The sequence below is a fragment of the Herbiconiux sp. VKM Ac-2851 genome, assembly GCF_013205105.1.
In the GTDB taxonomy this organism is placed as follows: domain Bacteria; phylum Actinomycetota; class Actinomycetes; order Actinomycetales; family Microbacteriaceae; genus Herbiconiux; species Herbiconiux flava.
The window spans coordinates 727,896-751,315 of sequence record NZ_JABMLJ010000001.1 but is presented as its reverse complement, the minus strand read 5'-3'; the positions used below and the strand labels follow the sequence as shown (position 1 = coordinate 751,315).

Annotated in this window: 19 protein-coding genes; 10 read left to right on the top strand and 9 right to left on the bottom strand. The window is 70.8% G+C overall.

What is annotated here, in order from left to right; all coding sequences use genetic code 11:
• Positions 1 to 76: 76 nt before the first annotated feature.
• Positions 77 to 304: a hypothetical protein gene (locus HQQ85_RS03470; RefSeq protein WP_173181092.1), complete on the top strand. Its 228-nt coding sequence runs from the start codon at positions 77 to 79 to the stop codon at positions 302 to 304.
• An 11-nt stretch (positions 305 to 315) separates the two neighbouring features.
• Here HQQ85_RS03470 and HQQ85_RS03465 read toward each other — a convergent pair whose 3' ends face one another.
• The gene (locus HQQ85_RS03465) at positions 316 to 2,805 is read right to left on the bottom strand and encodes a DNA topoisomerase (ATP-hydrolyzing) subunit A (protein ID WP_173181091.1); all 2,490 of its coding nucleotides are present in this window, start codon (positions 2,803 to 2,805) and stop codon (positions 316 to 318) included.
• A gap of 75 nt (positions 2,806 to 2,880) precedes the next feature.
• Between HQQ85_RS03465 and HQQ85_RS03460 the strand changes: the two genes are divergently transcribed.
• Positions 2,881 to 4,041: an alkaline phosphatase family protein gene (locus HQQ85_RS03460; RefSeq protein ID WP_173181090.1), complete on the top strand. Its 1,161-nt coding sequence runs from the start codon at positions 2,881 to 2,883 to the stop codon at positions 4,039 to 4,041.
• Positions 4,042 to 4,055: 14 nt separating this feature from the next.
• Here the strand turns inward: HQQ85_RS03460 and sepH are convergent, their stop codons facing one another.
• On the bottom strand, positions 4,056 to 5,288 hold the full coding sequence (gene sepH / locus HQQ85_RS03455) for a septation protein SepH (RefSeq protein WP_173181089.1): 1,233 nt from the start codon (positions 5,286 to 5,288) through the stop codon (positions 4,056 to 4,058).
• 201 nt (positions 5,289 to 5,489) lie between these two features.
• On the opposite strand from sepH, the gene HQQ85_RS03450 reads away from it, so the two are divergent.
• Entirely contained in the window at positions 5,490 to 5,783 is a 294-nt protein-coding gene (locus HQQ85_RS03450) for a DUF4193 domain-containing protein (protein WP_066038695.1), read from the top strand.
• Between the two features lie 22 nt (positions 5,784 to 5,805).
• Here the strand turns inward: HQQ85_RS03450 and HQQ85_RS03445 are convergent, their stop codons facing one another.
• Entirely contained in the window at positions 5,806 to 6,252 is a 447-nt protein-coding gene (locus tag HQQ85_RS03445; RefSeq protein ID WP_173181088.1) for a DUF3093 domain-containing protein, read from the bottom strand.
• Between the two features lie 68 nt (positions 6,253 to 6,320).
• Between HQQ85_RS03445 and dut the strand changes: the two genes are divergently transcribed.
• From dut to dxs, 6 genes are all read left to right on the top strand, one after another.
• Entirely contained in the window at positions 6,321 to 6,779 is a 459-nt protein-coding gene (dut, locus tag HQQ85_RS03440) for a dUTP diphosphatase (RefSeq protein ID WP_173181087.1), read from the top strand.
• Entirely contained in the window at positions 6,776 to 7,492 is a 717-nt protein-coding gene (locus HQQ85_RS03435; protein ID WP_173181086.1) for a DUF3710 domain-containing protein, read from the top strand. Before dut ends, HQQ85_RS03435 begins: the two co-directional genes overlap by 4 nt.
• A 4-nt stretch (positions 7,493 to 7,496) precedes the next feature.
• The gene (locus HQQ85_RS03430) at positions 7,497 to 8,240 is read left to right on the top strand and encodes a DUF3159 domain-containing protein (RefSeq protein WP_173181085.1); all 744 of its coding nucleotides are present in this window, start codon (positions 7,497 to 7,499) and stop codon (positions 8,238 to 8,240) included.
• Positions 8,240 to 10,642 carry an HAD-IC family P-type ATPase gene (locus tag HQQ85_RS03425; protein WP_173181084.1) on the top strand — a complete coding sequence of 801 codons (2,403 nt, stop codon included), beginning with the start codon at positions 8,240 to 8,242 and terminating at the stop codon, positions 10,640 to 10,642. Before HQQ85_RS03430 ends, HQQ85_RS03425 begins: the two co-directional genes overlap by 1 nt.
• A 153-nt stretch (positions 10,643 to 10,795) precedes the next feature.
• Complete coding sequence (acnA, locus tag HQQ85_RS03420) at positions 10,796 to 13,612, top strand: aconitate hydratase AcnA (RefSeq protein WP_173181083.1); 2,817 nt, start codon at positions 10,796 to 10,798, stop codon at positions 13,610 to 13,612.
• A gap of 127 nt (positions 13,613 to 13,739) precedes the next feature.
• A complete protein-coding gene (gene dxs / locus HQQ85_RS03415) occupies positions 13,740 to 15,740 on the top strand; it encodes a 1-deoxy-D-xylulose-5-phosphate synthase (protein WP_173181082.1) in 2,001 nt (666 codons plus the stop codon).
• 16 nt (positions 15,741 to 15,756) lie between these two features.
• On the opposite strand, the gene HQQ85_RS03410 is transcribed toward dxs, so the two are convergent.
• The 5 genes from HQQ85_RS03410 to HQQ85_RS03390 all read right to left on the bottom strand — a co-directional run bounded on the left by HQQ85_RS03410 (position 15,757) and on the right by HQQ85_RS03390 (position 21,647).
• On the bottom strand, positions 15,757 to 16,317 hold the full coding sequence (locus HQQ85_RS03410; protein WP_173181081.1) for a dihydrofolate reductase family protein: 561 nt from the start codon (positions 16,315 to 16,317) through the stop codon (positions 15,757 to 15,759).
• A 73-nt stretch (positions 16,318 to 16,390) separates the two neighbouring features.
• A complete protein-coding gene (locus tag HQQ85_RS03405) occupies positions 16,391 to 18,535 on the bottom strand; it encodes a 3-hydroxyacyl-CoA dehydrogenase NAD-binding domain-containing protein (RefSeq protein ID WP_173181080.1) in 2,145 nt (714 codons plus the stop codon).
• Positions 18,532 to 19,740: a thiolase family protein gene (locus HQQ85_RS03400; RefSeq protein ID WP_173181079.1), complete on the bottom strand. Its 1,209-nt coding sequence runs from the start codon at positions 19,738 to 19,740 to the stop codon at positions 18,532 to 18,534. Before HQQ85_RS03400 ends, HQQ85_RS03405 begins: the two co-directional genes overlap by 4 nt.
• A gap of 70 nt (positions 19,741 to 19,810) precedes the next feature.
• Positions 19,811 to 21,013: an HRDC domain-containing protein gene (locus tag HQQ85_RS03395; RefSeq protein ID WP_173181701.1), complete on the bottom strand. Its 1,203-nt coding sequence runs from the start codon at positions 21,011 to 21,013 to the stop codon at positions 19,811 to 19,813.
• A 37-nt stretch (positions 21,014 to 21,050) separates the two neighbouring features.
• Entirely contained in the window at positions 21,051 to 21,647 is a 597-nt protein-coding gene (locus tag HQQ85_RS03390; RefSeq protein WP_173181078.1) for a DUF3000 domain-containing protein, read from the bottom strand.
• A gap of 72 nt (positions 21,648 to 21,719) precedes the next feature.
• On the opposite strand from HQQ85_RS03390, the gene HQQ85_RS03385 reads away from it, so the two are divergent.
• Positions 21,720 to 22,910, top strand: coding sequence for an alpha/beta fold hydrolase (locus HQQ85_RS03385; RefSeq protein WP_216851413.1), 1,191 nt, complete (start codon positions 21,720 to 21,722; stop codon positions 22,908 to 22,910).
• Positions 22,911 to 22,934: 24 nt separating this feature from the next.
• On the opposite strand, the gene HQQ85_RS03380 is transcribed toward HQQ85_RS03385, so the two are convergent.
• Complete coding sequence (locus HQQ85_RS03380; RefSeq protein ID WP_173181077.1) at positions 22,935 to 23,372, bottom strand: SufE family protein; 438 nt, start codon at positions 23,370 to 23,372, stop codon at positions 22,935 to 22,937.
• Between the last annotated feature and the right edge of the window lie 48 nt (positions 23,373 to 23,420).

Below are 23,420 nucleotides of genomic sequence, written 5' to 3'. Positions count from 1 at the left end.
ATTGGCGACGAGGCCACCGGAATCGGTGCTTTGATTGCAGATAACCCGATCCGCCCGAGCAGCTAAGGAGCAGAAGATGCAGTCAATCGCCGACACCGAGGCTGTCTCCGACATCGAGAACGCCTACCAGCTCACCGCGGCCGACCGCTGCGACAGCTGTGGCGCCCAGGCCTACATCCGAGTCGACATGCCGTCCGGCGGAGAGCTCCTGTTCTGCGCCCACCACGGCCGCAAGTACCAGGAGAAGCTCTCCCAGGTCGCGACCGGCTGGCACGACGAGTCCGCGAAGCTGCTCTCGAAGTAGCAGCCGCCTCGTCAGCTCGCTGAGCGCTCGGCCCCGACCGACCCCACGACGCCGCCCAGACCCACTCCCGACGCATCGCGCCGGGCCCCGACCTCGGGGAGGGTCCGGGCGGCGCCGTCGTTGGCGACGGCGAGCGCCGGAGCCGGCCCCGCCCACGCGACGGTGAGCACGTCCTCGCCCTTCAGGAAGCGGTGCGCCCGAACGCCGCCGGTCGCCCGGCCCTTGGGCGGGAACTCGGCGAACTCCGAGACCTTGCCCGTTCCCGGGTCGGTGCCGGCGAGGGTCGCGGTGCTGCCGGCGATGGTCACGACGACGGCGTCGCCCGTGTCGGGCACCGAGCCGAAGTAGATCACCGAGGCGCCGGATCCGAGGTTGATGCCCGCCATGCCCCCCGCGGTCACACCCTGGGGCCGCACGCTCGCCTGGAAGAAGCGCAGCAGCTGCGCATCCGAGGTGATGAAGACGAGCTCGTCGTCCTCGGAGTGCTGCGCGACGCCCACGACCTTGTCGCCGGGCTTCAGGGCGATCAGCTCGAAGTCGGGCTTCGCCGGGTACGCGCCGGGTGCCACGCGCTTGACGACGCCCTGGGCCGTTCCGAGCGCGATCGGCACGGGGGAGGTCAGCGACACGAGGCCGACGATCTTCTCGCGCTTGGCGTCGAGGGCGAGGTAGTCGCTGATGCGCACACCGGCGCCGAGCTGCACCGAGTTGAGAGGTGCGGCGGGGAGGTCGAGCACGGGCATCCGGATCAGTCGGCCCGTGTCGGTGATCGCCCCGACCTCGGAGCGCCGGGTCGTCGTGACCTCGCTGCGGATGGCGTCGTGCTTGCTGCGGCGCAGGGCTGCGCCGGAGCCGGAGCCGGCCGGTGTGCCCGGGCCGCCGTCGCCTTCGGCGCTCTCCTCGCGGTCGACCCGCAGCACCCGCCCGGTCGTGCTGAGATACACGGTGCAGGGCGAGTCGGCCACCTCGAGCACGGGCTGCGAGCGGCGTGAGGCCGGCGCCTGCGGCCGCGCCTCGGTGAGCAGGGTGCGGCGCGGGGTGCCGAACTTCTCGGCCACTTCCTCGAGCTCGTCGGAGACGGCCCGGCGGATGAGCGCGGGGTCACCCAGCAGCGCCTCGAGCTGCGCGATCTCCTCGCGCAGGCGGTCGCGCTCGGCCTCGAGCTCGATCAGCGAGAACTTCGTGAGCCGGCGCAGGCGCAGCTCGAGGATGTAGTCGGCCTGCAGCACGCTGAGCTCGAAGACGTCGATCAGGCGCGCTCGCGCGGCCTCGCTGTCGTCGCTGGTGCGGATGACCTGGATGACCTCGTCGATGTCGAGGATGGCGATCAGCAGGCCCTCGACGAGGTGCAGGCGCTCGTTGCGCCGGGCCAGACGGAAGCGGGTGCGCCGCGTGACGACGTCGATGCGGTGGTTGATGTAGACGATCAGCAGCTCGCGGAGGCCCAGCGTCAGCGGCCCGCCGTCGACGAGCGCCACGTTGTTGATGTTGAAGCCGTCTTCGAGCGGGGTGAGCTTGTAGAGCTGCTCGAGCACCGCATCCGGGTTGAAGCCCGTCTTGATGCCGATCACGAGGCGCAGGCCGTGCGTGCGGTCGGTGAGGTCGGTGACGTCGCTGATGCCCTGGAGCTTCTTCGAGGTCACCCCGTCCTTGATCTTGGCGATCACCTTCTCGGGGCCGACGAGGTAGGGCAGCTCGGTGACCACGAGGCCGACCTTTCGTGCCGTGAGGTTCTCGACCGAGACCTTCGCGCGCGTCTTGAAGGCGCCGCGGCCGGTCTCGTAGGCGTCGCGCACACCGGCGAGGCCGACGATGGTTCCGCCGCCCGGCAGGTCGGGGCCCGGGATGAACGACATCAGCTCGTCGAGCGAGGCGTCGGGGTGCTCGAGCAGGTAGCGGGCTCCGGCGACGACCTCGATCAGGTTGTGCGGGGCCATGTTGGTGGCCATGCCGACCGCGATGCCGGTGGTGCCGTTGACCAGCAGGTTCGGGATGGCCGCGGGCAGCACGTCGGGCTGGGTGAGCTGGTTGTCGTAGTTCGGCACGAACTCCACGACGTCCTCGTCGAGGTTCTCGACCATCGCCATGGCGGCCGCGTCGAGGCGGGCCTCGGTGTAGCGCGAGGCGGCGGGGCCGTCATCCAGCGAGCCGTAGTTGCCGTGGCCGTCGACGAGCGGCACGCGCATGGTCCAGGACTGCGCGAGGCGCACCAGGGCGTCGTAGATGGCGGTGTCGCCGTGCGGGTGCAGCTTGCCCATCACCTCGCCCACGACGCGGGCGCTCTTGACGTGCCCGCGGTCGGGGCGGAGGCCCATGTCGCTCATCATGTAGAGGATGCGGCGCTGCACCGGCTTCAGTCCGTCACGGGCGTCGGGCAGGGCGCGGGAGTAGATGACCGAGTACGCGTACTCGAGGAACGAGTCCTGCATCTCCGTCGAGACGTCGACGTCGAGGATCTTCTCGACGACGGCTTCGGACGGATCGTTCTTCGCTGCTGTCATTCCATGGTTTCTCGTGGAGCCGCGCGCGCCCGGATGCAGGGGCGGGGCTGGAGGTCGTGTGCCAGACTTGGCCGAATGGTCACCATGCTACCGACGCGCGCGGCGGGGGAGCTGACGCTCGCCGACGTGTTGCCGAGTTGCACGCGGGCACTGGCCGGCGAGCCGAACCCGCTGGAGCTCCCCGCGGCCGAGCGCGTCATCGTGGTGCTGGTCGACGGGCTGGGCACCGCCGCCCTCCGGGCCCGGGCCGGTCACGCCCGGTCGCTCACCGCCGCGCTGACCAAGCGCTCGAGCCTCGTCAGCGGCTTCCCGACCACGACGGCCGCCGCGCTCTCGTCGCTCACCACGGGCACGCGCCCCGGCGAGCACGGCATCGTCGGCTACACGGCGCTCGTGCCGGCAGCGAACGCCGTCGTGAACCAGCTCTCCGGCTGGTCGGAGGCCATGGATCCGGCCACCTGGCAGCGCCGCCCGACGGTCTTCGAGCAACTGCGCGAGGCGGGCATCCCCTCGAACACCATCGGGCCCGCCAAGTACGCCACCTCAGGGCTCACCCAGGCCATCCTCCGCGGCGCCGAATACGTGCCGGCCGGCTCGATCGCCGAGCGCTTCGCCGCCGCCCGCCGCCTGTTCGACCAGGGCGGCCGCCGGCTGGTCTACCTCTACGTGCCCGAACTCGACCAGCTGGCGCACGCGAAGGGCTGGGAGTCCGACCGCTGGCTCGCCACCCTCGAGACCCTCGACCAGGCCTACGGCGGCTTCGTGTCGCAGCTGCGGCGCGGTGAGGGGCTGCTGCTCACCGCCGACCACGGTGTCGTCGACGTGCCCGTGACGGGGCACGTGCTGTTCGGCGACGTGCCGTCACTCGTCGAGGGCGTACGCCACATCGGCGGCGACCCGCGCTGCGTGCAGCTCTATCTCGACCCCGCCCTGTCGGTTCAGGATGCCCGCGCCGCCGCCGACCGCCTGGCCGACGCCTGGCGCGCCGCTGAGGGCTCCCGGGCGTGGATCGCGACGCGCGACGAGGCGATCGCGGCGGGCTGGTTCGGCCCGGCCGTCGACGACGAGGTGCGGCCGAGGATCGGCGACGTGATCGTCGCGGCCCGCAAGCTCGTCGCCTACTACGACGGACGCGGCGGCGACACGGCCGGCCAGTCGATGATCGGCCAGCACGGCTCCCTCACCGACGAGGAGACGCTCGTCCCGCTCCTGCGCGCCGGCGCCTTCGCGCGCTAGACCGGGCGTCGGCGCTAGGCCGGGTCGTCGTCGCTGCGGGCGCCGAAGACGATCTCGTCCCAGCTCGGCATCGACGCGCGCTGGCGCTTCGCCCGCGGCTGCGGTCCGGTGCCTCCGCGCCCGCCCTTGCCGGCCGGCGCGTCGGCCAGCTCCGAGCCGAGGCCGTCGAGCGGGGTGTCGGTCGCGTCGGGGCCGAACAGGTCGGCCACCTCCTGGGCGTCGTCGCGCTCGCGCTCGCCCGAGCCCGAGCCCGTGGCCGCGGGTGCCGTCGAGCGGTCGAGGGCGCGGGGCCCGCCGAACACCGGATGCTCGGCCGTCTCCTCGGGCTCGGACGCCGCCGCCTCGCGCTCGCCCCGCCGGCGCCGCAGCGCCTCGAGGAGGTCGGCGGTCTGGTTGTGGTCGGCCGGCTCGTCGTCCGAGCGCTTCACCGCGAAGGCGTCGAAGGGGCGGTTCTCGGCGCGTCCGGCCGCCTCGCGGGAGGGGTCGCGCAGCAGGCGGCTGGCTCCCACGACCGTGGTCGGGGTCTCGGACGGGGTGTGCGCCGCTGCTGCCTCGGGCTCGGCATGAGCATCCGGAGTCGTCTCGGAGTCGGCACCCCGGTCGTCGAGCGGGTCGAATGCGCCGCTGTCGAAGCGCTGGGCGTCGTTCGCCGACACCGCGCGCAGCCGGGGGATGAGCCCCTCGGTCAGCTCGCCGTGGCGGGACAGCGTGGTGGCCTCGTTGTTCAGCGGGGTGAGCACGTGCCGCTTGGGGTCGAACTGCCAGCGGGCGTCGTGCTCGATCTCGCGGGAGGAGAAGGTGAGCTTGACGATCCAGCCCGACTCGTCCTTCCAGCTGGCCCAGCGGATGTCCTTCGCGTCGAGACCCTCGAGGCGCTCCTCGAGCGCGTCGCCGAAGGTCGACAGCGGCTCCTCGCCGAGCGGGTCGGCGGGGGAGGTGGGCTGCACGGGCACGCGAAGCGCCGAGTCGACCATGAACTGGCGCTCGGCGAGCACGGGGCCCTCGAAGCGCTCGACGTACTCGACGTCGGCCCCGGTGAGCTCGGCCACCTCGACGGCCGAGAGCCCGGCCCGGATGTGCATCTGGATCTCGCGCGGCGAGACCTTCTTTCCGCTCTGCGCGGACGCGATGCTCGCACGGAGCCGGGACTGGAGCACGTCGTCGATGACGATGCGGAAACGCTCCCCGCCGTCGCTCGAGACGATCAACGCCCCGTTCTCGACTCCGATTACCGATAGATCCTGCATGGTGGAAGGCCTCCAGAGGTCACTGTTCGCTGACAGGATGCCATGCGGCGCCCCCTGCACCGGGGAATGTTCCGGGCGTGCCGGAAGTTGATGGCGCCATGAGTATTCATTGCTCATTCGACGGTTTGCTATTCGGGCATCAATGATGCAAACTAACGCCGCCGATTTGGTTAAACGGCTGTATTCAAGAAGTGGATGGGCATGGCGACTGATTACGACGCACCGCGCAAGACCGACGACGACTCGGACTCGATCGAAGCGCTGAAGGAGCGAGTTCCGGACAAGATGTCCGGCGTCGTAGATGTCGATGACGCCGACAACCCGGGTGGTTTCGAACTCCCCGGGGCCGACCTCTCCGACCTCGACCTGGATGTCGTCGTCCTGCCCCCGCAGGCCGACGAGTTCACCTGTGTGAGCTGCTTCCTGGTGAAGCACCGCTCGCAGATCGATCACGAGGAGAAGCTCGGCGCCATCTGCGTGGAGTGCGCCTCCTAGAGGCCTTTCACGCGAGGCGCGCCTAGCGCACCGTCACCGCATCGATGAGATCGCCGGGACGCCGGCTCGACACCAGCCAGTAGGGTGTCGGGTCCAGCGGATCGGCGATTCGCATTTTGACGACCGGCTTGATCCAGCCCCTGATGCAGAGGAAGGCGCGCGCGTCGAGACGGGTGCCCCGTTCGGCGAAGGCCTCGGGGCCCTCGTAAGCCGTGCATCCGCCGAGAAGATCGAGGGCGATGGATGCGCGGCCGACCCTGAGCCGGCCCCCCGACACCTCGATCACCGGCGCGGTCGCGACCAGCACGGCCAGCACCCCCGCGTAGAGCACGAGGCCGACGGCGGTGCCCACGACGAGTCCGGGCACAGCGGTCACCGGCGCGAACACCAGGATGCTCGCGGGGATGACGAGGGCGGTGGCCACGAAGACCCAGAGCGACGGGGTGAGCCGTTCCCGATAGTGCGACATGGCTCTATTCGATCATCCTTTCCCGGGGAGGCCCGACAGCCCGGCGGCGGATGCCCTAGCCTCGTCTCGTGACTTCCACCACCGAGATCCTGATCACCGCGCCCGAGGTGCCGGAGTACGCCCACCCCGGGGACGCCGGGGCCGACCTCCGCTCCGCCGAGGCGCTCACCCTCGCCCCCGGTGAACGGCGGCTCGTCGGCACGGGCGTCTCGATCGCTCTGCCCGACGGCTTCGCCGCCTTCGTGGTGCCGCGCTCGGGGCTCGCCGCGAAGCACGGCATCACCATCGTCAACTCCCCGGGCACCGTCGACGCGGGCTACCGCGGCGAGATCAAGGTCGCCCTCCTGAACACCGACAGCGCAGTGCCGTACGATATCGCCGTCGGCGACAGAATCGCGCAACTGATCGTGATGCCGGTGACACGAGCCGTGTTCGTGCCCGTCGAGACGCTCCCCGGGAGCGATCGCGGACAGGGCGGCTTCGGGTCGACCGGATACTCGTCGCCCACGAACGGAAACCAGTCATGACCGACAACGAACTCGTGCCAGAAGAGCCCACCGAGGGCGAGCTGGCGACCACCGACGGCACCACCGCCGGCACCGACGGCACCACCGCCACCGGCGACGACGCCGCGGAGGTCGTCGACCGCGACGCCAAGTCCGCTCCCGCCGATCGCGCGACCGACGGCCCCTTCGACGCCACCGAGGCCAACCCCGCCCGGCCCTACGTCGACCTCGGCGGTCTCAAGATCCTGCCTCGCGAGGGGCTTCACCTGCGCCTGGAGGTGGAGGAGGGCACCAACCGCGTCGTCGCGGTGGGCCTCGACTACGCCGGATCGACGCTGCAGGTGCAGGCGTTCGCCGCACCCCGCTCCACCGGGCTGTGGCACGAGATCCGCGAGCAGATCGAGGACCAGATCCTCAAGCAGGGCGGCAAGAGCACCGCGCAGGTGGGCCCGTTCGGCCCCGAGCTGGTGGCCGGCGTGCCCGCCACGGCGCCCGACGGCACCCAGGGCATGCGCATCGCGCGGTTCATCGGCGTCGACGGCCCGCGCTGGCTGCTCCGCGGCGTGATCGCCGGCGAGGCCATCCAGAACCCCACCGCCAAGACGGCCGTCGAGGAGCTGTTCCGCAGCGTCGTCGTGGTGCGCGGCACGCAGCCGATGCCGCCGCGCGACCTCATCCCGCTGAGCATCCCGAAGACCGCGGCCTCGGGCGGCGCGGCGCCCGCCGGCAGCTGATCCGGTGAGCGACGCCGGCCCCGGGCGCGATGCAGAGCGCCAGCCCACCTTCCACGAGGCGTTCGCCCAGGCGGCCCGGAACGCCGGCATCGGGCAGGTGAAGCCGGGAGAGACCCCGTCGGGCTCCTCGCTGCTGCGGGCCATCGGCGGCGTGCGCGGCCTGATCGAGTCGATCCTGCCCGGGCTCGCCTTCCTCGTGATCTACACGTTCACGAAAGACCTGGTCCTCGCGGTCGTCGCGCCGGTGGCCGTGTCGGTCGTCTTCGTGCTCGTGCGGCTCGTCACCCGCAGTGCGCCGATGCCGGCCGTCGCCGGGCTGCTCGGCGTGGGCATCTCGGCGGCCCTGGCGCTGTTCACGGGGCGGGCCGAGGACAACTTCCTCGTCGGCATTGCGATCAACACGGTCTGCCTGATCGTGCTGCTGATCTCGCTGATCGTGCGCCGGCCGCTGATCGGCGTGATCGTGGGCCTCCTGGCCAACGACCCGGCCGGCTACCGCACCGATCCGGCCAAGGGTCGCGTCGTGCTCGTCGCCACCTGGTGCTGGGTCGGTCTGTTCGCCGCGCGGCTGCTGTTCGAGCTCCCGCTCTACCTCGCGGGCGAGACGACACTGCTCGGCTCGGTGAAGCTGATCATGGGAGTGCCGCTGTACGCGGGGCTGCTCTGGGTGACCTGGCTGCTCGTCCGGGCGGCGTATGCGAAACCGGCGGTCGACAACGACGCCGCGCCGTCCGGGTCGGCCGGCTAGTGGCCGCGCCGGGGGAGCGCGTCGGTGCGGGGGAGGCACCGGGGCTGAGCGCCGAGGAGGTCGCCGAGCGGGTCGCCCGCGGGCAGACGAACGAGCAGGACTCCTCGCTCTCGCGGTCGGTGTCGAGCATCCTGAGGGAGAACGTGCTCACGTTCTTCAACGGCATCCTCACCGCCTGCTTCATCGCCGTGCTGCTGCTCGGCGACCTCGGCGACGGTCTGTTCTTCGGCATCGTGGTCGTCAACTCGCTGATCGGCATCGTGCAGGAGCTGCGCGCCAAGCGCAGCCTCGAGCGCCTCGCGCTGCTGTCGGCCCCCGAGACCGCCGTGCGCCGCGGAGGGGCGGTCGTCGTGGTGCGCCCCGAGCAGATCGTGCTCGACGACCTCATGCTGCTGCGGCCGGGCGACCAGGTCACCGCCGACGCCACCCTCGGCAGCGCCAGCGACCTGCTGGTCGACGAGTCGATGCTCACCGGCGAGTCCGAGCCCGTCGCCAAGCACGCGGGCGACACGGTGCTCTCGGGTTCGCTGGTCGTGTCCGGCACCGCCGAGGCGACCGTCACGGCGGTCGGCGCCGACTCCTACGCCAACACGCTGACCCGCGAGATCAAGCGCCACTCCGTGGTGTACTCCGAGCTCAGGGCCGCCACCACGCGCATCCTGGTGTACCTGACCTGGCTGCTGCTGCCGATCATCGCCATCGTCGTGATCGGGCGGGTGATCGCCTACAGCGGCGACGGCACGAGCCCGGAGGACTTCCGACAGGCCGGCATCGACACGGTCGCCGCCGTGGTCGGCATGATCCCCGAGGGGCTGGTGCTGCTGACGAGCCTCGCGTTCGGGGTCGCGGTGATCCAGCTCGGGCGGCAGAAGGTGCTCGTGCAGGAGCTCGCCGCCGTCGAGGTGCTGGCCCGGGTCGACGTGCTCTGCCTCGACAAGACCGGCACGCTCACCACCGGCGAGATCGGCTTCGAGCGGCTCGTCACGATCGAGCCGCCCGCGGGTGAGCCCCCGTTCGCCGACGCCGAGCTCGACGCGGTGCTAGGCCTGATCGCCCACGACGTCGCCGCCAACCAGACCGCCCTCGCCCTGCGCACGCACTTCGACGCGGACGGCGGCACCGTTCTCGAGCGGCTGCCGTTCAACTCGCGCCGCGCCTTCAGCGCCGTCACCTTCGACCGCGACGGCATTCGCGAGACCTGGTTGCTCGGCGCCCCCGAACGCCTGCTCGAGGGGTTCCCGGATGCTCTGGCCGCCGCCCAGGGCATCGCCTCCGGCGGACGCCGTGCGCTCGCCCTCGGCCGCGGTGCCGGCCTCGCCTCCGACTACTCCGAGCGGGTCACCCCGGGCGAGGGCTTCCGGCCCGCGGCGATCGCGGTCTTCCACGAGACGGTGCGAACGGATGCGCGGCCGACGCTCGACTACTTCGACGAGCAGGGCGTGCGGGTCGTCGTGCTCTCGGGCGACAACCCCGTGACCGTCGGCGCGATCGCCGGAGAGCTCGGCCTGCCCGGCCCGGCGCGGGACGCCTCCACCCTCGTCTCGGACGAGGAGCTCGTCGAGGCCCTGGGCGGCACCAGCGTCTACGGCCGGGTGGCCCCCGAGCAGAAGCGCCGGGTCGTGCACCAGCTGCAGGCCGACGGCCACACCGTCGCGATGACCGGCGACGGCGTCAACGACGCCATGGCCGTGAAGGACGCCGACCTCGGCATCGCGATGGGCAACGCCACCCCGGCCACCCGGGCGGTCTCACGCATCGTGCTGCTCGAGGGCCGCTTCGACCGGCTGCCGACCGTTCTCGACTACGCCCGCCGGGTGATCGCCAACGTGGAGCGGGTGTCGAACCTGTTCCTGACGAAGACGGTCTACGGCATCGTGCTGGCCGTGGTGGTCGCCGTTCTGCTCTGGCGCTTCCCGTTCCTGCCCCGGCAGATGACGCTTGTGTCGACGCTGGCCATCGGCATCCCGTCGTTCTTCCTCGCCCTGGCGCCAAACCGTCGGCGCTACCGCCCCGGGGTGCTGAAGCGCATCCTGAGCTTCTCGATCCCGTCGGGACTGATCGCCTCGGCTGCCGTGATCGCCTCGTTCGCGGTGCTGAGCGAACTGCTGCCGCTCGACGAGACCCGGAGCCTCGTGACGATCACCCTGTTCATCGTGTCGCTCTGGGTGCTGAGCGTGCTCGCGCGGCCGTTCTCGAAGGCGCGGCTCGCGCTGATCGGATCAGTCACGCTCGCCTTCGCCGTGTCGTTCACGATCCCGATCGCGCGCGACTTCTTCGCCCTCGAGGTGCCCGGGCTGCCCGGTCTCGGCTTCGCGGTCGGCGTCGGCGTGGTGGGCGCGGCCGGCATCGAGCTCTGGTACCGGATCGCCCGCTCGAAGGGCCTCGTCTCCGACCGGGAGTGAGACGGCGACCGGGTGCTATATTTATCTTGACGTCAAGATAAATCAATCAGGCGTGAACCGGCTTCCGGGGCCTTTTCGGTAAGGGTTCCCTTGCTAGCCATTCACCCTTCTCACGCACAAGGATTGTCGTGAGTCAGCGAAGGTGAGGTCGACGTGTCGGCAGTCAACAGTTTCGGTTCGAAAGACACTCTGAAGGTCGGAGACGCCTCGTACGAGGTGTTCCGCATCGATCAGGTGCCGGGCCACGAGAAGCTTCCGTTCAGCCTCAAGGTGCTGCTCGAGAACCTCCTCCGCACCGAAGACGGTGCGAACATCACGGCCGAGCACATCTCGGCCCTCGGCGACTGGGTTCCCACGGCGGAGCCCGACACCGAGATCCAGTTCACGCCCTCGCGCGTGGTCATGCAGGACTTCACGGGCGTGCCGTGCATCGTCGACCTCGCCACCATGCGCGAGGCCGTCAGCGCCCTGGGCGGCGACCCGGCGAAGATCAACCCGCTGGCGCCCGCCGAGCTCGTCATCGACCACTCGGTCATCGCCGACCTGTTCGGCACCGAGAACGCGCTGCAGCGCAACGTCGAGATCGAGTACGAGCGCAACGGTGAGCGGTACCAGTTCCTGCGCTGGGGCCAGACGGCCTTCGACGACTTCAAGGTCGTGCCGCCCGGAACGGGCATCGTGCACCAGGTCAACATCGAGTACCTGGCCCGCGTCACCTACACCCGAGAGGTGGGCGGGGTGCTCCGCGCCTACCCCGACACCTGCGTCGGCACCGACTCGCACACCACGATGGTCAACGGCCTGGGCGTGCTCGGCTGGGGCGTCGGCGGCATCGAGGCCGAGGCGGCCATGCTCGGCCAGCCCGTGTCGATGCTCATCCCCAAGGTCGTGGGCTTCAAGCTCTCCGGCTCCATCCCGCCCGGTGTCACGGCGACGGATGTGGTGCTCACGATCACCGAGATGGTGCGCAAGCACGGTGTCGTCGGCAAGTTCGTCGAGTTCTACGGCGAGGGCGTCGGCCAGGTGCCGCTCGCGAACCGCGCCACCATCGGCAACATGAGCCCCGAGTTCGGCTCGACCGCCGCCATGTTCCCGATCGACGACGTCACCCTCGACTACCTGCGCTTCACCGGCCGCAGCGCGGAGCAGGTCGCCCTGGTCGAGGCCTACTCGAAGCTGCAGAAGCTCTGGCACGACCCGTCGCAGGAGCCCGAGTTCAGCGAGTACCTCGAGCTCGACCTCAGCACCGTGGTGCCGTCGATCTCGGGCCCGAAGCGCCCGCAAGACCGCGTCGAGCTCAGCGTCGCGAAGGAGACCTTCGTGCGCGACCTCGCCGACTACGCGACGCAGGACCTGTCCCGCGTCGACGCCGCGGTGGAGGACACCTTCCCGGCGTCCGACCCCATCGGCTTCACCCCGCAGGACGAGGACACGGCCCACGAGGTCTCGCACTCGCACGTCAGCCACGCCCCCGGCGATCTGTCGAAGCCCACCCGGGTCGAGACCCCCGCCGGAGACAGCTACACGCTCGACCACGGAGCCGTCGCGGTCGCCGCGATCACCTCGTGCACCAACACCTCGAACCCGAGCGTCATGCTCGCGGCGGGCCTCCTGGCGCGCAACGCGAACAAGCTGGGCCTCAAGGCCAAGCCGTGGGTCAAGACCACGCTGGCCCCGGGCTCGAAGGTCGTCACCGACTACTACGCCAAGGCCGGCCTCACCGACGACCTCGAGGCCCTCGGCTTCTACACCGTCGGCTACGGCTGCACGGTGTGCATCGGCAACACGGGCCCGCTGATCGACGAGGTCAGCGCCGCCATCAACGACAACGACCTGGCCGTCACCGCGGTGCTCTCGGGCAACCGCAACTTCGAGGGCCGCATCTCGCCCGACGTGAAGATGAACTACCTGGCGTCGCCGCCGCTCGTCATCGCCTACGCGCTGGCCGGCTCGATGAACTTCGACTTCGAGGTCGACCCGCTGGGTCAGGACTCGCAGGGGAACGACGTGTTCCTGAAGGACATCTGGCCCGACGCGGCCGAGGTGCAGGCCACGATCGACTCCTCGATCGACACCGGCATGTTCACCCACCAGTACTCGAGCGTCTTCGAGGGTGACGAGCGCTGGCGGTCGCTGCCGACGCCCACCGGCCCCACCTTCGAGTGGGACGCGCAGTCCACCTACGTGCGGAAGCCCCCGTACTTCGAGGGCATGACCCTCGAGACCACCCCGGTCTCCGACATCGTCGGCGCCCGGGTGCTCGCGAAGCTCGGCGACTCGGTCACCACCGACCACATCAGCCCGGCCGGCAACATCAAGGCCGACAGCCCCGCCGGCCGCTACCTCGACGAGCACGGCGTCGACCGCAAGGACTACAACTCCTACGGCTCGCGTCGCGGCAACCACGAGGTGATGATCCGCGGCACCTTCGCGAACATCCGCCTGAAGAACCAGCTCCTCGACGGCGTCGAGGGCGGCTACACCCGCGACTTCACGCAGGAGGGCGGCCCGCAGTCGTTCATCTACGACGCCTCCGAGAACTACCAGGCGGCCGGGACGCCGCTGGTGATCTTCGGCGGCAAGGAGTACGGCTCCGGCTCGTCGCGCGACTGGGCGGCGAAGGGCACCTCGCTCCTCGGCGTGAAGGCCGTCATCGTCGAGAGCTTCGAGCGCATCCACCGCTCGAACCTGATCGGCATGGGCGTCGTGCCGCTGCAGTTCCCGGCCGGCGAGAGCTGGGCGTCGCTCGGCCTCGACGGCACCGAGATCGTCTCGATCGCGGGCATCGAGGAGCTCAACTCGGGCAGCACGCCGAAGACGGTGCGCGTCACCGCCGAGCCCAGCGAGTCGTCAGCCCCCGGAAAGTCGACGATCACCTTCGACGCCGTGGTGCGCATCGACACCCCCGGTGAGGCGGACTACTACCGCAACGGCGGCATCCTGCAGTACGTGCTGCGCAGCCTGGTCTGATCAGTGCCCTGAAGCGAGCGGTGGGAGCCTCCGGGCCCCACCGCTCGGTCGTTTCCGGTGCGTCCCCGGGTGACGTTTCCGAGCGGCGTAGACTGCGAATTCAGCTGGGCGTGGGAAGGTGGAAGGTATGAGCCTGCTCGAACAGATCCGGGGTCCGCGTGATCTCGACGCCCTCTCGACCGAGGAGCTCGAAGTCCTCGCGGCCGAGGTGCGGGCGTTCCTCGTGGCCGAGGTCTCCAAGACCGGCGGGCACCTCGGGCCGAACCTCGGGGTCGTCGAGACGACCATCGCCATCCACCGCGTCTTCGACTCGCCGCGCGACGCCATCGTGTTCGACACGGGCCATCAGTCCTACGTGCACAAGATGCTCACGGGTCGCCAGGACTTCTCGATGCTGCGGCAGAAGGGCGGCCTCGCCGGCTACCCGCAGCGCTCCGAGAGCCCGCACGACGTCGTGGAGTCCTCGCACGCGTCGAGCTCCCTCTCCTGGGCCGACGGCATCTCGCGCGCCTTCGAGATGACCGGCCAGACCGATCGGCACGTCGTCGCCGTCGTCGGCGACGGCGCCCTCACCGGCGGCATGACCTGGGAGGCGCTGAACAACATCAGCGACGACAACTCCCGCAACCTCGTCATCATCGTCAACGACAACGGCCGCTCCTACGCGCCGACCATCGGCGGCATGGCGCGATACCTCAACGGCGTGCGCACCGCATCCAAGTACCAGCAGCTGCACCAGTCGAGCCGTCGCCTGTTCGACCACCTCGGCGCCCCGGGACGCGCGCTCTACCGCGGCGCCCGCGGCGGCCTGCACGGGTTCCTCAGCCGTCTGACGAACAACGCGGCGCTCTACGCCAACCTCGACATCAAGTACGTCGGCCCCATCGACGGGCACGACGTGCGGGCGATGGAGGAGGCCCTCCGCCAGGCCAAGGACTATGCAGCGCCCGTCATCGTGCACGCCATCACCGAGAAGGGCCGCGGCTACGAGCCCGCCCTCGCCGACGTGGCCGACCAGTTCCACGCCGTCGGGCAGATCGACCCCGAGACGGGCGAGCCGATCGGCTCCTCGGGCGCCCAGTCCTGGACGGGCGTCTTCGCCGACGAGATCGTGGTGCAGGCCGAGAACGACCCGACCATCGTGGGGATCACCGCGGCGATGCTGCGCCCGACCGGGCTGCACAAGTTCGCCGAGCGCTTCCCGTCCCGCGTGCTCGATGTCGGCATCGCCGAGCAGCACGCCGTCACCTCGGCCGCCGGGCTCGCCTTCGGCGGCCTGCACCCGGTCGTCGCGCTGTACGCCACCTTCGTCAACCGGGCCTTCGACCAGATCCTGATGGACGTCGGGCTGCACCAGGCCGGCGTCACCTTCGTGCTCGACCGGGCGGGCGTCACCGGGCCCGACGGGGCGAGCCACCACGGCATGTGGGACCTCGCGATCCTCCAGGTGGTGCCGCGCATCCGTCTCGCCGCCCCGCGTGACGCCGAGCGTCTGCGCGAGGAGCTGGCCGAGGCCGTGCGTGTCACCGATGCGCCGACCGTCATCCGCTTCCCGAAGGGCTCCGTAGGGCCCGAGCTTGTAGCGCTCCGCCGCACGGGCGACGGTGTCGACGTGCTGCGCGAGGGCGAGTCGAAGGACGTGCTGATCGTCGCCGTGGGCACCATGGCCACCATCGCCCTCGACGTGGCCGAGCTGCTCGCCGAGCAGGGCATCGGCTGCACGGTCGTCGACCCGCGCTGGGTCGTGCCCGTGCCGTGGAGCATCATCGAGCTGTCGGATGCGCACCGCATCGTCGTGACGATCGAGGACGGCGTGCGGGTCGGCGGCATCGGCACGCGCATCCGTCAAGACCTGCGCGAGGCGGGCGTCGACACGGCCGTCACCGAGCTCGGACTGCCCGACGAGTTCCTCGAGCACGCGACGCGCGAGCAGATCCTCGAGCGCGTCGGGCTCACGCCCACGCAGATCGCGGAGGACCTCGTGGCCCAGGTGCGCGGCAACAAGATCCCGATCGCCCGTCCCGTCAACTCCCGCCCCGCCTCCGCGGGCCCGTCCTCGTCGCACCCCGACTCGGCGGCTCCTTCGGCCGACACCGGCTCGACCCCGTTCCACCCCGCCAGCCGCTGAGCGCGGCTGCGCCTGCTCAGGTGCGGGGGAGGGCGTAGCGCGTGGTGATCGCGCCGCTCGGATGCACCTGCGTGCCCGAGACGGTCAGAACGCCGCTCGTGGCCGCGACGGGCAGGAGCGGCGTGCCCGCGCCGAGCACCACGGGCATCGTCGTCAGCACGATCTCGTCGAGCAGCCCCGCGTCGGCCACCTGTGCCGCCACGACGCCCCCGCCCACGATCCAGATGTTGCGGCCGCCCGCCGCCTCGACCCACTGGGCGTGCAGCTCGGCGACGTCGCCGCGGGCGAACCGCAGCTCGCCCTCCTGCACCTCGGGCACGGGCAGCGGACGCGAGCTCAGCACCCACGACACCTGCTCGGGATAGGCCCACGGCCCACCCTCGGCCAGCACGAACTCGTAGGTGGCCGACCCCATCACGACCACGCCCACCTCGGCCAGGAACGCGTCGTACCCGCCCTGGAACTCCTCGAACCCGAACTGCAGCAGCCACTCCAGGCCGCCCTCCCGATCGGCGATGAACCCGTCGACCGAGGCCGCCACGTAGTACTGCGTCTTCCCGCTGTTTCCGGTCACCATGCCCCCACCATAGAAGCGGCCACCGACACCCGGGAGAGTGCGGTGGCCGCTTCGAGGGGTGAGAGCCGAGGGGCTACTCGACGCCCTTGATCAGGGGGTGGTGGAAGGTGTCTCCGAAGGCGCGCTCCGAGGCGCCGACCCGGTCGAGGTAGGGCGTCAGGCCGCCCATCTGGAACGGGTAGCCGGCGCCGAGGATGAGGCAGAGGTCGATGTCCTCCGCCGCGTGCACCACGTCGTCCTCGAGCATGCGGTGAACCTCGTCGGCCAGGCCGTCTTCCACGCGGCGGGCGATCTCGTCCTCGGTCATCGGCGTGCCGGTGCCCTTGGGCGGGGTGACGATCTTGACCGCGGTCTTGTCGAAGCCCTTGATCTTGCCCTTGTCGTCGCGATCGAAGATGCGACCGTGCTCGGCCAGCGCGTGCAGGTTCGAGCTCTCGAAGAAGCGGTCGGGGAACGCCGCGTGGTGGGTGTCGAGCACGTGCGCGCCGACCTTGAGGCCCACCAGCTCGAGCAGCTCGAACGGGGTCATCGGCAGGCCGAAGCGGTCGAGCGCCCGGTTCATCACCTCGAACGGGGTGCCCGTGTCGACCGCGTGCATCGCCTCGCCCAGCACCTTGGCCAGCACGCGGTTGACCACGAAGCCGGGGGTGTCGCGCGTGATGACTGCCGTCTTCTTCAGCTTCGCCGCGACGCCCATGGCGGTCGCCAGGGTGGCCTCGTCGGTGGCCGGGGCGTTCACCACCTCGATCAGCGGCATCACCGCCACCGGGTTGAAGAAGTGGAAGCCGACCAGCCGCTCGGGGTGGGCGAGCTTCGCCCCGATCTGCTCCACCGAGAGCGACGAGGTGTTCGTGGCGAGCACCGCGGTCTCGGAGACGTGCTTCTCGATCTCGGCGAAGACGTCCTGCTTCACGCCGAGCTCCTCGAAGACGGCCTCGATCACCCAGTCGGCGTCGGCGAACTCCGCCTTGTCGGTGGTGCCCGAGACCAGCGCGTTCAGACGGTTCGACTCGTCGCTCGAAATGCGGCCCTTGGACAGCAGCGTGGCGATCTCCCCGCGGATGTACTCCAGGCCCTTGTCGACCCGCGACTGGTCGAGGTCGGTGATGACCACCGGCACCTGCAGGCGGCGCACGAACAGCAGCGCGAACTGGGAGGCCATCAAGCCGGCGCCGATGACGCCCACCTTCGTGACCTTCTTCGCCAGCGCCTTGTCGGGGGCTCCGGCCGGCTTCTTGGCGCGCTTCTGCACCAGGTTGAAGGCGTAGATGCTCGCGCGGAACTGGTCGCCGGCGATCAGCTCGGCCAGCGCCTCGTCCTCGCGCTCGAAGCCCTCCTCGGGCGTGCCCGACTTCGCGGCCTTCAGCAGGTCGAGCGCGCGGTACGGCGACTTCGCGACGGTGCCGATGCGCGACTCCAGCATCTTGCGGGCGATGCCGACCGCGGCGTCCCACTTCACCAGCCGCTCGACCTTGCCCGGCTCGTTCGGGCGCTTCACCTTCACGGCGCCGGTGAGCACCCCGTCGGCCCACTTCAGCGAGTCCTCGAGGTAGTTGCCCGGCCCGAAGATGGCATCGGCGATGCCGAGGTCGAAGGCCTCCTGGCCCTTGAGGGTGCGGTTGTTCTTGAGCGGATTCTCGATCACGACCTTCAGGGCGTTCTCGATGCCGATCAGGTTCGGCAGTAGGTAGGCGCCGCCCCAGCCCGGGATGATTCCGAGGAACACCTCGGGCAGTGCGAGCGCGGGCGTCGAGGAGTCGATGGTGCGGTAGTCGGCGGCCAGGGCCACCTCGACACCGCCGCCGAGCGCGAGCCCGTTGACGAAGGCGAAGCTCGGCACGCCGATCTTCTTCATCTCACCGAACGCGTAGTGGCCGAGCTGGGCCATCTTGCGCGCTGCGTCCTTGCTCGGGATCTCGCCGACCTTGCTCAGGTCGGCGCCGGCGGCGAGGATGTACGGCTTGCCGGTGACGGCCACCGCGTCGATCTCGCCGGCCGCGGCCCGCGCGCGCAGGCCCTGCAGCGTGTGCAGGTACTCCAGCAGGCCGACCGGCCCGAGCGTGTTCGGCCGGGTGTGGTCGCGCCCGTTGTCGAGCGTGATCAGCGCGAGCGTCTTGCCGCTCGGCAGCGGCACGTCGCGCACCAGCGAGTGCGTGACGACCTCGTCGACCGAGAAGGCCTCGAGATCGGAGAAGTCGATCGTTGCGTAGTCGGTCATCGCGCTGCCTTCGCCTTCTTGTTCCAGTTCGGGTTCTCCCAGATGACGGTGCCGCCCTGGCCGAGGCCCACGCACATCGCGGTGAGGCCGTAGCGCACCTCGGGGTGCTCCTCGAACTGCCGGGCGAGCTGGATCATCAGGCGCACACCCGACGAGGCGAGCGGATGCCCGAGCGCGATCGCGCCGCCGTATTCGTTCACCCGCGGGTCGTCGTCGTCGATCGCGAAGTGGTCGAGGAAGGACAGCACCTGCACGGCGAACGCCTCGTTCAGCTCGAACAGGCCGATGTCGTCGATCGACAGCCCGGCCTTGCGCAGCGCCTTCTCGGTGGACGGCACCGGGCCGATGCCCATGATCTCGGGCTCGACGCCGGCGAAGGCGAACGAGACCAGCCGCATGCGCACGGGCAGGCCGAGCTCCCGGGCCGCGGTCTCGCTCGCGATCAGCGAGGCGGTGGCGCCGTCGTTCAGCCCCGAGGAGTTGCCCGCGGTGACGCGGCCGTGCGGGCGGAACGGGGTGCGGAGGCCGGCGAGGCCCTCCATCGTGGTCTCGGGGCGCGGCGCCTCGTCACGCGTGGCGAGCCCCCAGCCCTCACCGCTCCGGATGGCGACCGGCACCAGGTCGGGCTGGATCTTGCCCGCCTCATAGGCCGCCGTGACCTTCTGCTGGCTGCGCAGCGCGTAGCGGTCGGAGCGCTCCTTGGTGAGCTGCGGGAAGCGGTCGTGGATGCGCTCGGCCGTGTTGCCCATGTTGAGCGCCTCGCCGCTGACCAGCCGCTCCGCGAGGAAGCGCGGGTTCGGGTCGGCGTTGAAGCCCATCGGGTGCCGGCCCATGTGCTCGACACCGCCCGCGATGGCGAAGTCGTAGGCGCCGAAGGCGATCGCCCCGGCCACCGTGGTGACGCTGGTCATGGCACCGGCGCACATGCGGTCGATCGCGTAGCCGGGCACCGAGAGCGGCAGGCCCGCGAGGATGGCGGTGGTGCGGCCGAGGGTCAGCCCCTGGTCGCCCTGCTGGGTGGTCGCCGCGATGGCGACGTCGTCGATGCGGTCTTTGGGGAGCTGCGGGTTGCGCTCGAGCACTCCGGTGATCGCCTTGACCGCAAGGTCGTCGGCGCGGGTCTGCCAGTACATGCCCTTCTCGCCCGCGCGCCCGAAGGGGGTGCGCATTCCATCGACGAAAACGACTTCAGTTCTTTCGGCCACAATGCCTCCTGGTTGGGAACGTCTCGATCGTAGAGGGGCCCCCTGACAGCCAGGAATCGTTTGATTCTTCCTACGAATCGGCTTTCTCGGCCGGATCGGCGCTTTGGTGGGGTTCCACAAAGGCTTGCAGGATCGGCTGTGCAGTGAGTTCAATCTGCCACGGGCGCGCACCGAGCTCGGCGAGGGCGTCGGAGAGGCTCTCGAGGGTGAGCGGCGACGGCGGATTCCAGGCCACGCGGCGCAGGAAGTCGGGCGTCAGGAGGTTCTCGAGCGGGATGGCGCGGTCGGCGGAGAGCTCGGCGAGGGCCGTGCGCGCGGTCTTCAGCCGCGCATCCGCTTCGGGATTGCGGTCGCCCCAGCTGCGCGGGGGAGGGAGGGCGTCGGTGCCACGGCGCTGCACGGGGATGTCGTCGGTCGTCAGTGCGCGCTCGATGGCGGCCCACCAGCGGTCGATCTCGCTGCGGCTGGCGCGGCCCGAGAACTGCTTCAGCGAGGCGAGCTCCCGGCGCGAGGTGGGCAGGGCGCGGGCGGCGACCATCAGCGAGGCGTCGGGCACGAGACGCCCGGGAGCGGTGTCGGTGGCCCGGGCGAGCTCGTCGCGGGCGAGCCAGAGCTCGCGGGCGGCGGCCAGGTGCCGGTCGGCCCGCAGCGCCGAGATGCCGGTGAGGCGGCGCCACGGCTCGGCGAGCGGCGGCTTGTCCTCCTTCGCCACGACGGCGGCGAACTCCTGCGCGGCGATCTCGAGCTTGCCCTGCTCCTGGAGGAGCACGGCCATCGAGTCACGCAGGTCGATCAGCAGCTCGACGTCGAGGGCGGCGTACTCGAGCCACGAGGCGGGCAGGGGGCGGGTCGACCAGTCGGCTGCCGAGTGCTCCTTCGCCAGGTGGATGCCCAGCAGCTCCTCGACCACGGTGCCGAGCCCCACCCGGGGGATGCCCAGCAGCCGCGCGGCGAGCTCGGTGTCGAAGACCGTGCTCGGCTCGAGGCCCACCTCCCGGAGGCAGGGGAGGTCCTGACTGGCGGCGTGCAGCACCCATTCGATGTCGCCGATCACCGACTGCAGGGGAGCGAACTCCTCGATCGCGGGCGGGTCGATCAGGAAGGTGCCCGAGCCGCGCCGGTAGAGCTGGATCAGATAGGCCCGCTGGGAGTAGCGGAAGCCGCTCGCGCGCTCCGCGTCGACGGCGATGGGGCCGTGGCCCGCGGCGATGGCCTCGACCGCGTCGTGGAAGTCGTCGACCGTGGTGATGACGGTGCGCGCCGGGACGGCGATGGGGGCGGGGGATGAAGCCGGTGTCTCGATGGGGTCCTCAGTCACGTCGTGCTCGCCTGGTCTGCAGCATCGTCACCCCGTCGACCACGGGGGGAAGGCCGGCCAGCATGCACAGCAGTTCGCTCCAGCCCTCGACGTGGGCCTGGATGTTGTGGTCGGTGGGGGTCCAGGATGCGCGGAGTTCGATCTGGGCCCCGTCACCCTGTGCCTGCAGCTCGCCGAAACCGGTCGAGATGATCTTCGTGGCGGTGCCCGAGGCGTTCAGGTAGTTGGCGCCGCGCGCGTCGAGCGCGTCGACGAGCCACGACCAGGCGACGTCGGCGAGGAACGGGTCGAGCCCGATCTCGGTCTCGAGCGGGGCCTGCGCGAAGCAGACCACCCGGAACTCGCCGCCCCAGGCCTCGGGGCGCTCCTCGTCGTGGAGCAGGATGAACCGCCCCGTGCCGAGCTCGGAGTCGGCGCCGTGCCGGGCAGGCGTGACGTCGGCCGCGAGCGCCACGGCGTTGGGGGCCAGGTTGCCGGGGGCGGGGATCTCGTGCACGACGAGCTCCTCGCGCGTGTCGGCCCGGCGCAGCGAGTCGAGCGCCGCGCCGAACGCCGCCGGAATGTCCGGGCTGAAGGGAGAATCGGGCACGTCTGCAGACTAGAGTTCTTTGCGTTCCACCCGGCGACGGCACGCCGGGTGCCGCCCGAAGGGAGAGCCCGCGTGAGCCCTGCGTCGACCCGGCCGAACGTCCGGCCGAACGTCCCTGTCTGGGCCGTGGTCGCCCTCGCCGCCGGAACCGCCGCCACGGTGGTCACCGCCGCGGGCGCCGTGGTCGCCGCCCTGACCTCCCGCGCGATCGTGACCCCGTCGCTCCCGGTCGACGACGTGCGCATCCTGGGCTACGACGAGGCGGGCGGCACGGTCGACCTCGCCGTCACGGCCGATTCGATCCTGCCCGGGCTCTACAGCCTCCGCTTCTCGGCCGACACCGGCCACGCGCGGATCGGTGAAGTGCTCTCGGTCTCCGACGGCGTCGTGCGGCGCTCGGTGCTGACCGTCGACTACGGCGACCTCTCCCGCGCGCGGAACGGCCGGATCAGCGGCTGGTACTACATCCACCCGAGCGAGCTCGGCGTGGCCGTCGAGGAGGTCGGCGTCCCGACCGCGGTGGGGCCGGCGCCCGCCTGGTACGTACCGGCGGTCGATCCCGCGTCCACCAAGTGGGTGGTGCAGGTGCACGGGCGCGGGGTGCGGCGCGGCGAGACCATCCGGGCGCTGCCGGTCTTCCACGAGCACGGCTACCACGTGCTGCACATCTCCTACCGTAACGACGGCGAGGCCCCGCGCTCGGCCGACGGCCGCTACGCGCTCGGCGACACCGAATGGGAGGACCTCGACTCCGCCATCACCTGGGCGGTCGAGCACGGCGCCCGCGACGTCGTGCTGATGGGCTGGTCGATGGGCGGCGCGATCTCGCTGCAGGCGATGGGGCGGGCGCGGCACCGCGAGCTGATCCGGGGAATCGCCCTCGAGTCGCCGGCGGTCGACTGGCGCGAGGTGCTGCGCTTCCAGGGGCGGGCGCGCCGGGTGCCCGAGCTCGTGGGGGATGCGGCCTTCGCCACCATCACGCACGCGCCGGGGCGCCTGGTGACCGGGCAGCAGCATCCGCTCGATCTCGACCGCCTCGACTTCGTCAAGCGCTCGGACGAGGTCGACGTGCCGGTGCTGCTCATGCACAGCGACGACGACGGCTACGTGCCCTCGGGCGCCTCCCGCAAGCTGGCCGAGGCCCGGCCCGACCTCGTCACCTTCGTGCCCTTCTCGATCGCCCGGCACACGAAGCTCTGGAACTACGACCGGGTGAAGTGGAACCGCGCGATCAGCGACTGGCTGACCGCTAACGGGCTGTAGCGGCCGCGCAGAAGCGGCTGCGGCTCAGGCCGCGACGCGCTCGCGCAGCTGCCGTTTGGTGCGGCCGAGCATGGCGGTCATGCCGCGGATGCGCAGCAGCGACACCGCCTCGGTCAGACCGATCGTGTTCGGGAAGTCGTCGGGGATGCCGAGCACCTCGTCGACGGTCAGCCCGTCGATGCCCTGCACCAGGATCGAGGCGAAGCCGCGCGTGGTCGGCGCCTCGCGCGGCGCGGTCGCGTAGAGGTGCACGACCCCGTCCTCGACCTCGACGAAGATGAACACCGGCGACTGGCACTCCTCGACCCGCTCCAGCAGATCGGGGTGCTCGCTGTAGCGCGGGGGCAGCTCGGGTAGCTCGTTCGCGAACTCGAGCAGCATCTCGAGCCGCTCGCGCTGTTCGAGGGCGAGGAAGTCGTCACGGATCTCGGCGAGCGTCGCCGGCAGCTGGTTCTCGGTCATCCCTTCAAGTATGCGCGCCGCCGGGGCGACCGGCGCCCCGGGCGGGCC